This is a genomic window from Streptomyces sp. Sge12 (assembly GCF_002080455.1).
Classification (GTDB): domain Bacteria; phylum Actinomycetota; class Actinomycetes; order Streptomycetales; family Streptomycetaceae; genus Streptomyces.
In genome coordinates, this window is record NZ_CP020555.1 from 11,509 (window position 1) to 23,882 (window position 12,374).

Below are 12,374 nucleotides of genomic sequence, written 5' to 3' on the forward strand. Positions count from 1 at the left end.
GTGCGGCGATCGCGGTCCTTCCGGATCGATGGCGGGGCTGCCTGCCACCTTCCTTCCTGCAGCGCGGCCGCGAGGAGGGTCACAAGTAGCTGCATGCTGTCGACCTGGGTGGTGCCGGCACAGAGTGCTCTCCCCCGACGCTCCGCCTATGACCGAGGTGCCCGACCCGTCTGCGGCGCCCGCGGGGCGGCCGCCCGCACCCGGCACATTGCAGAGATCGACACCCTTGAGGCTGCGGCCCCGATTTCTCCTCATGGTCCACATGACCACGAGGAGACAGGGGCCACAGCCTCAACCTCGCCGGCCCTGAGCGGCACAGAGCCCAGGATTCTATTGCCGATTTTTTGGCGAACCAGACTATCGAGCACCTGACGAGATAAACAGATTCACCAATTAACCGAAAGAGCAACCCGCGCTCGGGATCGGCTTCTTAACCCTTCAAAGCACCCGACATGAACCATCAGGCGAAACTTTTCACGCCAAGCAATTCACTCGCCCGAGTAACGCTCCGCTTGAACCTTGACGGATTCAACGCTGCTAGATTCTTCAGATGCCACCCAATGACCGGCAGACACCAATCCACTCTCGGGAATCATGAACGTCTCCCCTCCCACGAGGACAGCATAAATAATTCCATCCACATCCCTACTCTTACCCAAGACTACACCGGTAGAGCCACCGACTCCAAGCTCTACGGCATGGCTGGTTTCCAGCACGAACACGACTTCATCGAAGTCCATCTCTGTCACTTGTGAGTCACCTCGCCAAAGGGATCTACGTTTACATGCTTATCGTCGCGCGAAAGCCATCCAATATTATCCTTCCCTGTCTTCGACAGTTGCACATCCCACTCGAATGGGTGTCCTTGCGTGCGAGAGGGGCCCACTGTCCATTCATTACCGAAGCGATCCACGTATCCTCCGCTACGGCCGCGAGGTAGAGGGCTAGCAGGGTTGTACCCTCTCGGCGGAACGTACCGAATTCGACCCTGACTAGGCAGGCCGAACTCACTTCCCGGACCCGCCGCACGCATTCTACCCTTAACGGTCCATTTTGCGCCGCTCAGAAAACCTGACTTCAGCCCCCTAGGACCTGGAATCGGTACGACCATTGCTGCAATGCCGCCCGCAACGGCTGATCCTCCTTCGGGGTAGACCCCCTGTTCCATCGCCCATGTATCGAATACCTCACCCTCGTTGCATTCGGGTGCACTACTGCCGAAACACTCACCAGAAATAGTCACTTTGGCGAGATTGCTAAAACCGTGAATGGTTCCACTTACGAATGAAGTCACTACATTAACAACCGGCTCCCCATCAATACCCTTGGGAGGGCAGAAACGCACGCCGACGCAACTCATATCCTTTTTCTTCGGCGACTTGGGATTCCCACAGTTCTTGCGACAAACAGGCGTTCCGTATCCCTTGGTGTACCTGGTCGCAGCTTCGACAACGCTCTGAGGGCTCGACTCGAAGCCGCCGTCGCTATTGTTGCCTTCGTAGTACTTGAGGCCGTCCGGGTCGGAGAAGGTGAAGGGGTTGTTGGCGGAGTAGGTGTATCCGTGGAGCTGTTGGGAGTCCTTGAGGTCCATGATTGGGTCGACGGATATGAATCGGCCGGTCAGGGGGTCGTATTCGCGGGCGCCGATGTGGGTGAGTCCGCTGTCGTTGTCCTTGGTGCCTCCGACGAAGGTCTTCTCGCCGGTCCAGGTCGTGGGCTGGGTGCCGCGGGTTTCTCCGAAGAGCCCGGTCTTGCGGCGGGTGACGGCCTGGGTGGCGTCGGCGGTGATCTGGGTGGTGCTGGTGTTGTGGTGGTCAGCGAGGGTGAAGGTGAGCTTGCCGCCTGTGCGCATCGCGACGTCGCCGTAGTAGCGGGTCCCGGTGACTGCGCCCGTCTTGTCAAGCTTCAGTTCGTTGCCGGCGGGCAGGTAGAGCGTGGTGGCGTCTTTCTCCTTGCGCAGGAGGCGGTTGCCGGCGGTGTCGTAGACGAACGAGTTGCTGGTTGTGCCCTGGGCGAGGGACTTGAGGTGTCCTTCGGCGTCCCAGTCGAGGTATTGGGTTTCACCGGTGCCGCTCTTGCGGGTCTTGGTGTTGCCGGAGGCGTCGTAGGTGAAGGTTTCCTCGTGCGGACTGGTGCCGATCTGAGTGACCTTGGGCAGGTCATGCTTCCCAGCCGTCGGCGGCGCGTAGGTGCGGGTCGTGTCGGCAGTGGGGCCCGAGGCGGTCGTGTGCTTGGTCTCGGTCTTACGGTTTCCGACCGCGTCGTAGGTGTACGTCGTCCAGTACGGGTCCTCACCACCAATGACCGAAGCCGACGGCGCGGCCGCGCAGGTCTCGCCCTTGTTGGTCCATGCTTGGGTGATGCGGCGCAGGGCGTCGAGGTTGACGCACTGGGTGTCGGTCGTCCGGGCCGCGTCCATGCCGTATGCGGTGGCGATCGCGGTCAGGTTGCCTACGGAGTCGTTGGTGTACTTGGTGTCTTCGACCCTTGTCGGTGCGACGTCACGGTCGATGACGGTGCGGGTGAGAGCGCCTGTGTGGGGGTCGTACTCGTTGCTGCGGTAGAGATTCTGCCCGGACGAGCCGAGTCGCTGGTTGATGGTGCGGCCGTAGGGGTCGTAGGTCATCGCCGACACGAGACGGGTGCTTCCGGCGGCCATGCTGTTGAGCAGTCCGGAGACCGTTTGGTAGGTGCTGCCGACGGTTTCGGCCGGAAGTCCGCCCATGGCGGGTTGGACGGTCCTCAGGACCTGGCCTGCGATGTTGTAGTAGATCGTCCACTTGTAGGTGCCGGCCAAGGCGCCGGTGTCGGGGGTGGACGGGATGGTGACCTGGGTCTCCAGCGGCTGGTAGAGGTCGTTGTACTCGAGGACTTCGGAGGTGTAGGCCTTGCCGTCGACGTAGCGTGTGGACTTGGACAGTTGGCCCTTGACGACGGTGTCGTAGAGGGACGAGGTGAGCGTCGTCGCGCCCTGCTTGGTGGCGATGGGACGGCCGAGGTCGTCGTAGTCGGTGTGCAGGGTGACGCCGCGGGCGTCGGTGACATCGCTCACGCGGCCGCCGGCGTCGTAGGCGGTTTTGGTGACGCCCTTGTCCGGGTCGTTCACCTCGGTCTGGCGGGCGCGGACGTCGTAGGTGTACGTCCACTTGGCGTTGCCGGGGTCGGTGACCTGGGCCAGCTGTCCGCGCTTGTTGTAGGTGTAGGTGGTCGACTGCGAGGTTGTCCGCGCCGCGTCGGTGTACTGCTTGGTCTCCACCGTGCGGCCCAGTGCGTCGACGACGGTGGTGGTCGTGGTGCCGCCCTGCGGCGGGACGACCGTGGTGGTGTCGCCGGTGTAGCTGGTGGTGGTGCGCTTGGTCTCCTTGCCGAGGTGCTTGGCGATCACCGTCGTGGGGCGGCCGGCGCCGTCGAAGAGGGTGTCGGTGGAGGCCGGGTAGGTGAGTTCCTGTCCCGTCACCAGGCCGGGTGACGGTGCCCCGTCGGCGTAGTAGATGCCGGAGTTGCGCCAGGCCAGGCCGCGGGTGTCGTAGAAGGTCTCCGTGACCAGACGGCCGCCCTCCTCAGGGGTTTGTGTCTGGGTTTGTGTCTGGCGCTGGCGGAGCAGTCCGTCCTGGATGGAGTGGACGACGGAGTACTTCTTATCGTGGGTGAGCGTCTTGGAGGTGACGACGTTGGGTCCGTCATTGCGGACGGTGTACTCGAAGACGCGGCTCGGCTGGTCCGGGTGGGCCTCGGCCGTCCAGTTCGGGGCCCAGACTCTCGTCACCCGGCCGAGCGCGTCGTAGGCGGTCGTGGTGATCTTGCCGTTGACGTCGGTGATCTTCGTAGGCTGACCGCGGAGCGGGTCTATCTGGTTGCTCACGGCGTGGCCCAGGGGGTTCGTCGTCGTCATCGCAGTGACGGTCTCGCCCGTTGCAGGCGTGTAGGCGGTGCTGGTTACCTTCCCGTAGGGGTCGGCGGATGCGAGTGCGCGGCCGTAGAGGTCGTAGCAGAGCTCGTTCTGGGCCGTTCCGCAGGTGCTGGGGACGGATGACAGGGTGTCGTAACCGTCGCCGTTGCCGTTGATGGTTTCGGTCTTGGTCGGCAGGCCGCGGGCCGGGACGGTGCCGAGCGTGCTGTTGTCGTAGTAGGTCCGGGTGTCGCTGACGATGTCGGCCGGGCCACTGGCCGGCGTTCCGCACGGCGTGGCGACGGTCTCGACGCGGCTGCGCCTGTCCAGGATCCAGCTGGTGGTGTTGCGTGCGTAGCTGGTGGTGGTGCAGGTCTCGTCGCCGGGTTTGGCGGTGTCGCCGGTGTTCGACTCCCAGTCGACCATGCCGTAGTCGTCGAAGTGACGGCTGGTCTCGGTCGTGCGGGTGCCCCCGGTGATGGTGGTGCGGGTCGACTCCTTCTCGGTGCCCGTTTTGTAGGAGACGAGGTTGGGCAGGCCGGGACGGGTCCGCTTGGCCACCTCACCCGAGCGCCACGGGGTGCTGGACGTCGCGCTGACGAGTTTGCTGGTGTCGTCGCCGTCGTAGGTGGCGGACTCTCGGACCATGCCGGCGAACTCGGGCCGGTCGATAACGGCGGCACCCGTGCCGTCCTTGACTTCCTTGCCGTCGAGGCCGCGGAAGTAGCGGGTCTCGGACAGCGTGCGGGGGTCGCTGGCGGCGCCGGTGCGGGTCTGGACGAGTCCGTAGCCGCGTGCGACGGAGTGGACGCGGTCGTCGGCCTTGGTGAACTCGCCGGTGTCCTTGTCCCAGGCCGCGCCGCCGAGGTAGGTGTATGAGGTCACCTTGTCGGGCGTCGAGGCGAGGTTGTCGCCCTCCACGATCTGGGTGACATCGTAGGTGTTGAACCAGTCGAGCTTGGAGGTGTCGCCCTCCCAGGCCCACTTGACCGGGTAGCAGCGCTTGGTGTTCGTCGCGTCAGCGGCCGGGAGCGTGGTGGGGGTGCAGTCGGGCTGGGAGTAGGTGACACCGATGGTGCCACCGGTCTCGGTGTTGACCTGCGACATACGCAGCCGGATGTAGGGGGCGAGGCCGTCGCCGGTCTTGTCCACCCGGTTGGGGCGCTGCTCTCCCGCGAAGGTGACGGGCGGGAGCGTGATGTCCTCCGCGGCGCCGGCTTTGGCGGTGCGGGTGATGGACTTCAGCCACATCGGGGTGGAGATGCCGTCGCCCGCCGGCGGGAAGTTCTGGTCCAGGGTCCAGGAGTCGACGTCCTGGTGCGCGCCGCCGGTGAGCACCTTGGTGTGGATCCCGGTGAGGCGCATGCGTGACCAGAACGTCGGCGAGTACTGGCCCTTGCACTCGGTGGAGCCGTCCTTGCAGAACAGGTCGTACGGGGAGTCCGGCCAGTTCTTCGCGTTGGCCTCGTCGAAGGTGCCGCAGTTGGCCAGGCAGCGCTCGCTGACGCCGAACTGCACCTGGGCCATGGCCTTGGCGGTGTAGATGGTGTCGGAGCGCAGGCCGTAGTCGATGTGGTCGAGCCAGCCGCCTCGGATGTACTGGGTGACGGTGGCCTTTCCGGTGGTGTCCGAGACATTGCGGCCGTAGTTGTTGGTCTCGGTCTTCCAGTAGTACGCCATCGCGTCGCCACCGGGTGTGACGACGTAGTCGAGCTGCCAGCGCCAGGCCTGCTTGCACCAGGCGCTCGCGAACGAGGCGTTGTAGCAGGGCTCACCGGCCTGGTTGCCGAAGACGGGGGCGGTCCAAGCCGAGTTCGTCGTCGGAGTCGACGCGTCCTTCCAGCCCGGCAGGCGGTTCAGACCGAAGAAGTACTGGGTTCCGTCGGTCGTGGTGATCTTCCAGTGCTCACCGTCGTTGTCGCCGTTGACGGCGCCGGTGAGCTTCTCGACCTTCTCGCCCGAGTCCGAGGCCGGGTGCCAGCCCTTGCCCTGCTCGTAGACCAGCTCGGTCGACTTGCCGCCCAGCGACAACGTGGCGTTGTCGTTGAACCAGCACTGGTCGCCGACCTTGGTGGTGTTGGTGCCACCGGTCTTGTCGTCGTTGCAGGATTTGTACCTGCGTTCGATGAAACCGGGCTCCCAGCCCCAGCCGTCACCGATCCACGAGCCCTGGCTGTTCGACATGCCGGTGCGGCCGTCGACGGACTGCGAGTTGTAGCCCAGGGAGATCTGCGGCGCCAGCCCGCCGGGCACGGAGGGTGTCCCGATTGGGTAGGACCAGGAGAACGCGCCCGTGGAGCCGCCCGCGCTCCAGGAGCCGGAAGCCTGCAGCGAGGTCGCCTTGTAGTCACCCGTCGCTCCCGCGTCACCCGCCGTCGCAGCAACAACGGTCGCACCGCCCGAGGTCGCGGCAGCCGACTTGGCTGCCGGCGCACCAGCGGACTTCGGCGAGGCGCCGGAAGCCGTTGCAGGTGTGGTCACCTGAGCCGAGAGCTTGCCCGTGCGCGTGTCGTTATGCGTCTGCAGCGGCTTCTGCGTACGGCACTCCGCGCGCTCCGGAGTTGTCAGAGCGCAGGCCGGGAGCTCGACCAGGCGCAGTCGGGTGGCGTAGTCGCCGCCGTAGGCGCCTCGGAAGGAGTTGTAGTCCACCTCGACCTTCGCCGAACCGGCTTGCACGGCGCCGTCGGATCGGCCTACCGAGAGCAGGACGCCGTCGACGCCTGCCTTGCGGGCGGCGTCCTTGCCTGCGACGGAGACCTTCACCTTCGACGGCGCTTCGGCCGCCTTGCCCGGCGCGGCGTGGACCGCGACCGGGAGCTTGCCCGCCTGTTGCGGACCCGAGCCGATGGTCGGCCCCTGAGCGGATCCGGACAGGAACGACTTCGAAACCGGACCCGTGTTGGGCGTCAGGTCCAGCTCTGCCGAACCGGCCGCCGGCCAGGAGACCTTCGGTGCCTTCCACGGCGCCGCGGCGTCGTCGGCCTTCGGCGCGCCGCCCGAGCGGACCGGCTTGACCGCTACCGCCTTGGGCTGCTTGAGCTCCGGCAGCGACGGCTTGGATTTGCTGTCGGCTACGGCAACCGAGCCAGGCAATATGCCCGAGAGAACGGCTGTGGCCAGCGCCACGGAAAGCCCTCTCATGCGAAATTTTCTCACACCCCACCCCATGCTTCAGAACGAATTACCGGCGCAGGCTAACAGCCTGAAACCTTCTGTCTGGCATTCAGTCAGCTGTCTGAAGTCCACTCTCTCCAGCTGTTGTTACCGCGAAGTAGACCGTTTTGGATCAATCAGACAGTGCGGATTAATCGCCGCAAACATTGCAGACGTATGGAGACATCCGGCGCGCGGATCCCAGGTAGAGTCTCCGCGGATATCGGACAGATGGAGTTTGCGTGAGACAAAGAGAGGCCCAGCTCGGCGTACCGGGTGGGCGGGCGATTTCACGAGTAATTGCGATGGCCCTGATAAGCGGAATAGCAGCTACCGGATTGGCTGTAATACATCCCTCTGCGATTGCGGTGGCCGCCACCGATCCTGTCGCCGAGGGCTCGATGAGTGCGGCGGACTTCGCGCTCGCCAAGGCCAAGGAAACTGGTCAACCCTACGAGTTGATGTCCGCGCGGACCGAGACGTCGGACACGTGGGCGCTGCCGACCGGCAAGTGGTCGGTGAATCGTCACGGGACGACGGTGCGCGTTCGACGCGGCGGTGGCTGGGTTGCGACCGATCCGACGCTGGAGTTCTCGGCGGACGGAAAGGTGCAGCCGAAGGCCTCGGCCGTGGCGATCGCCTTCTCGGGCGGGGGTACCGGTCCACTGTTGAGCGGGGTGAAGAACGGGCGGACCCTGTCGCTGACCTGGCCGAAGGCGCTTCCCAAGCCGACGCTCGCCGCGAACGTGGCGACGTACGCCGATGTGCTTCCGGACGTGGACCTGCAGGTGAAGGCCGAGGTCGAGGGGTTCTCCCAGCTGCTGGTCGTCAAGACCGCCGCGGCGGCCAAGCACCCCGACCTCGCGACGATGAAGTTCAAGCTCGACACGGTGGGCCTGGACGTCACCAAGGACGGAGCGACCGGACTGCTGACCGCGGTCACGCCGGCCGGCGAGGTGGTCTTCACGTCGCCGAACCCGGTGATGTGGGACTCCACGGCCATCGCCGGATCCGCGACCCCGGCGCCCGCGCGTGCGGCTACCGCCGACAGCGGCTCGAGGGCGAGCGGCGCCCCCGGTGATGTCTTCGTGACACCGTCCGGGGCGAAGAACGCCCAGATGCCCACCACCATCACGGGCGGCAATCTCGAGATCAAGCCCGACCAGGCCCTCCTGGCAAATGCCGCGACCAAGTACCCGGTCTACATCGATCCGTCGGTGACCTGGGGCGCACGGCAGAACTGGGCATGGGCCTACCGCACGTGGGAGAACAACTCCTACTGGAACACCCAGGAGGACGTGCGGGTCGGCTACGAGAGCCAGACCAACGGGCTCTCGCGGACCTTCTTCCAGCTCGACACCTCTGCCGTCAAGGGCGCTCAGGTCTCGAAGGCGACGTTCCGGATCAAGGAGACCTGGTCCTGGTCCTGCACTCCCAAGCCCGTGGAGCTGTGGACCACCGGACCCATCTCACCGCAGACCACCTGGAAGAACCAGCCCGGCAAGCGCAACAAACTCGACACCGTCAATGCCGCCAAGGGCCGGCCCGAGTGCGCCGCCGGCAACCTGGAATTCAACACCACCGCCGCCGTCCAGGAAGCCGCAGCCAACGGCTGGACCAACACGACCGTCGGCCTCTACGCCTCCAACGAGAGCGACGAGTACCACTGGAAGCGCTTCGACCCCAAGACCGTCACCCTGGAGATCGAGTACAACAACCCGCCCAACACGCCGTCCGACCCCGGAACCTCACCATGGCTGCCCTGCGAGCAGGGCGGCTCGGTCGGCAACACCAACATCGGTCTCTACGCGACGATCGCCGACCGTGACTCCGGGAACCTGAACACCGAGTTCCAGATCTTCAAGGCCGGCCAAAGCACTGCCTGGGCCAGCCAGAAGATCGCGGGAAACAACGGCCAGGTCACCACCTGGAGCGTCCCGGACTCATCCCTCCCCGACGGCAGCTACACCTGGCGGGCGCGCACGACCGACCAGGACGGTGCGCAGTCCGGTTGGTCCCAGACGTGCAAGTTCACCGTGGACCGCGCCCGGCCGGCCGACGCGCCGAAGATCACCTCGACGCTCTTCCCCGACGGCACCAACGGCTGGCCGACAGGAACCGGGAAAGCCCGCCAGGAAGGCGACTTCACCCTCTCCGCCAACGATGACAAGGATGTCGTCTGGTACGGCTACTTCACCGACTGGGACTCGCAGGTGAAGAGCACCTCGGTCTCCGCAGGTGCATCCTTCACGGCGAAGATCACCCCGCCCAGCGCAGGACCGCACTTCGTCTACGCCTTCACCCAGGACGCCGCCGGAAACCGCTCCGACACCGCCGTCTACCGCTTCTACGCGGCCCGCACGGCAACGAAGGACGGGCCCCACGACCTCAACGGCGACGGCCACCGCGACATCTGGAACAACGACCTCTTCGGCACACTCCTCACCTACAGCGGCCAGGGCAACAACAAGTTCTCCGCCATGGTCAGCTCCCCCGCCTCCTTCTCCGGCGCCCAGGTCGCCGACCTGGGCGACTGGGACGACGACGGCTACAATGACATGCTCGCCCTCGAGAAGCCGTCCGGCTCGTCCACCAAAATGCTGTCGATCTACCGCAACAACGGCCAGGGGACCGTCGACAACGCCGTTGAGACGACAGTCAACCGGCCCTCGGAGAACAACCACTGGGCCGACGCCGAGCAGATCATCGCCCCCGGTCGGCTCGACAGCGACGAACTCCCGGACATCCTCGTCAAACAGGGCAACAAGCTCTGGGCGTACTTCAACTCCACCTACGCCAACTTGGATGACGTTGACCCCGCGCTCGTCGGCGGCACGGACTGGGACAAGTACACGGTCATCGCCCCTGGTGACCTCAACAAGGACGGTGTCCCCGACCTGTGGCTGCGGGACAACGCCACCGGCGACATCCTGCGTACCCAGGGTAAGAAGAGCCTGGACGAGGGGCAGGCGGTCGACCTGGCCACCTGGGGCGCCCAGACTCGCACCAAGGTGGGCTCCGGCGTCACCCTGGCGGGCTATCCGCAGGTCGGCTCGTCCGGGGACCTCAATGGTGACGGCGTCCCCGACCTGTGGGCCCGCGCGGCCGACAACACCATGGTCGGCTGGCCGGGCAAGCTCGACGCCGACGGCAAGACCGTGGGCTCCTTCGGCGCGCGGTTCGAGATCGAGGGCGTCCCGGGCGCACGCATCCCCACCGGCACCACCCTGGCGTCCGGGCAGGAGTTCTCCAGCGGCAACTCCAAACTGCGGATGCAGGCCGACGGCAACCTCGTGCTGCTCAGCAAGGACAACAAGCAGCTCTGGGCCACCGGAACAGCCGGAAACCCGGGCGCCACGGCCCGCATGCAGAGCGACGGCGACCTCGCCGTCATCACGGCCGATGGCAAGACCGTCAAGTGGCACAGCAAGACCAGCATCCCGGGCTCGTACGCGGTGCTGCACCCCCGCGGCGTACTCGTCCTCTACAGCCCCTCCGGGCAGAGCCTGTGGACCAGCGGCAGCCAGAACCGGCCCGACTACAACGGCGACGGCTACACCGACATGGCGCTGCGCGATGCCCACGGTGACCTGTGGATCTATCCCGGCACCGGCGGCACCGGAACCAGCACCTTCGGCAACCGGTACCTCGCCGGCAACGGCTGGTGGCGCGACGACTGGGTGAACGTGCACAGCACCGACTTCACCAACGACGGATACACCGACATCATCGGACGGACCCGTGACGGGAACCTGTACGTGTACCCGGGCACCGGCCGAACCGGAACCGAGACCCTCGGCAATCCCATCCTGATCGGCACCGGCTGGAACACCTACGTCGACCTCGGCTTCGGCGACGTCAACGGCGACGGCCGCACCGACGTCATCGGCCGCGACACCGGCGGCCTCCTGTGGGGCTACGCAGGCAACGGCGGCGACGGCGCCCAGGCCCTCAACCCCCGGACCCTCCTGGGCAACGGCTGGTGGCCGGCCGACTGGCCCACCTTCCGACTGGCCGACCTCAACAACGACAACAAGATCGACATCCTGGCCCACAACACCGACAGCAACCTCTACCTCTACCCGAACACCACCAACAACGGATCCATGACCTTCGGCACCCCGAGCGGCGTCTTCGGCAAGGGCTGGTGGACGAGCGAATGGACCCCCTACACCACCGACCTCAACAACGACGGCACCTCCGAACAAGCCGGCGTGACCCGCACCGGAGAGCTCTACAACTACGCGCCGAACCGCACCCTGATCAGTAACGGCCTGAACGGCTACGACATCATCCTCTGACCGGTACCGACACAGTGAGGGGTGAGGCCTCGTACCAGGCCCCACCCCTCACCCACTCTTAGGACAAAAGAACCATCAGCGCCTGGATCACGGTGACGGGTGGGACGGAGCTCACGCCCATATACGGGCCGCGGCCCTGCCTGCGATCGACCCGGACTGGAAGCGGGGATCGAAAACGATCGCCCGCTACGGCCGCGTCGACCTTCTCTGCATCGACGAACTGGGCTATCTCGAACTCGACCGGCGAGGAGCCGAGATGCTGTTCCAGGTTTTGACCGAGAGGGAGGAAAAGAACAGTGTCGCCATCGCCTCCAACGAATCCTTTGGAGGCTGGACGAAGACGTTCACCGACCCTCGTCTATGCGCCGCCATCGTCGACAGGCTCACCTTCAACGGCGCGATCATCGAGACCGGCACCGAGTCCTACCGTCTCGCCCAGACCAAGGCCAAGCTGGAGAGGACGCACACCCGCTCAGCCTGAAGGGCTACCCGCACCAGCATCGGATCACGGCCGTCTCTACCATCACCGCATGACCGACGCATCAGCCCTGGCCCCGTTCCACCTGGACGAAGACAGCGAAGCCGACGGCTCCCACTGCCTCTACCTTTTCGACGGCGACATGGAGCAGGTCGCCGACGTCTTCGAACGGCACAACGCCGAAAGCCACGGCTACGGCTGGGACGGCCTCGCCCGGTCACTGGCCCACTCCCACATGCCCGACAACGGCGACAAAATCCAATTCTTCGGATCAGAGGCCGGCACCTTCGTCGTCACAAGCCCCGACCTCAAGGCCCTCGCGGACCTGGCCGTCCTCCTGCATGCCGCCTTCCACAACCGCGAACTCCTCAGCCACTACATCCAGACGGCCGACCCACGCTTCCTCGACCGATAGAACCCACGAGCGGGGCCAGAACAGACCGGAACCCGGAGCCACCGCAAACCGTCCCGACAGCGCCCGCACGCCATCAATGGAGCCACCTCAGACCGGAAAAGTGGGGCCGGAACAAGGCGTTAAAGCCAGTGGACGGCC

General features: G+C 65.5%; 4 protein-coding genes and 1 pseudogene. 3 read left to right on the top strand and 2 right to left on the bottom strand.

Annotation, left to right across the window (positions count from 1 at the left end; all coding sequences use genetic code 11):
* Nucleotides 1-488: 488 nt before the first annotated feature.
* Entirely contained in the window at nucleotides 489-749 is a 261-nt protein-coding gene (locus B6R96_RS37140; RefSeq protein ID WP_159396235.1) for a hypothetical protein, read from the bottom strand.
* The gene (locus B6R96_RS00070; protein WP_237291258.1) at nucleotides 746-7,015 is read right to left on the bottom strand and encodes a polymorphic toxin type 17 domain-containing protein; all 6,270 of its coding nucleotides are present in this window, start codon (nucleotides 7,013-7,015) and stop codon (nucleotides 746-748) included. Before B6R96_RS00070 ends, B6R96_RS37140 begins: the two co-directional genes overlap by 4 nt.
* A gap of 395 nt (nucleotides 7,016-7,410) precedes the next feature.
* Here B6R96_RS00070 and B6R96_RS00075 point away from each other — a divergent pair, with 395 nt between their 5' ends.
* From B6R96_RS00075 to B6R96_RS00085, 3 genes and pseudogenes are all read left to right on the top strand, one after another.
* A complete protein-coding gene (locus B6R96_RS00075; RefSeq protein ID WP_159396236.1) occupies nucleotides 7,411-11,343 on the top strand; it encodes an FG-GAP-like repeat-containing protein in 3,933 nt (1,310 codons plus the stop codon).
* A 169-nt stretch (nucleotides 11,344-11,512) separates the two neighbouring features.
* A pseudogene (locus tag B6R96_RS00080) lies at nucleotides 11,513-11,824 on the top strand (ATP-binding protein); the annotation flags it as partial.
* 49 nt (nucleotides 11,825-11,873) lie between these two features.
* Nucleotides 11,874-12,236: an Imm51 family immunity protein gene (locus tag B6R96_RS00085; RefSeq protein ID WP_081521106.1), complete on the top strand. Its 363-nt coding sequence runs from the start codon at nucleotides 11,874-11,876 to the stop codon at nucleotides 12,234-12,236.
* Nucleotides 12,237-12,374: the final 138 nt, after the last annotated feature.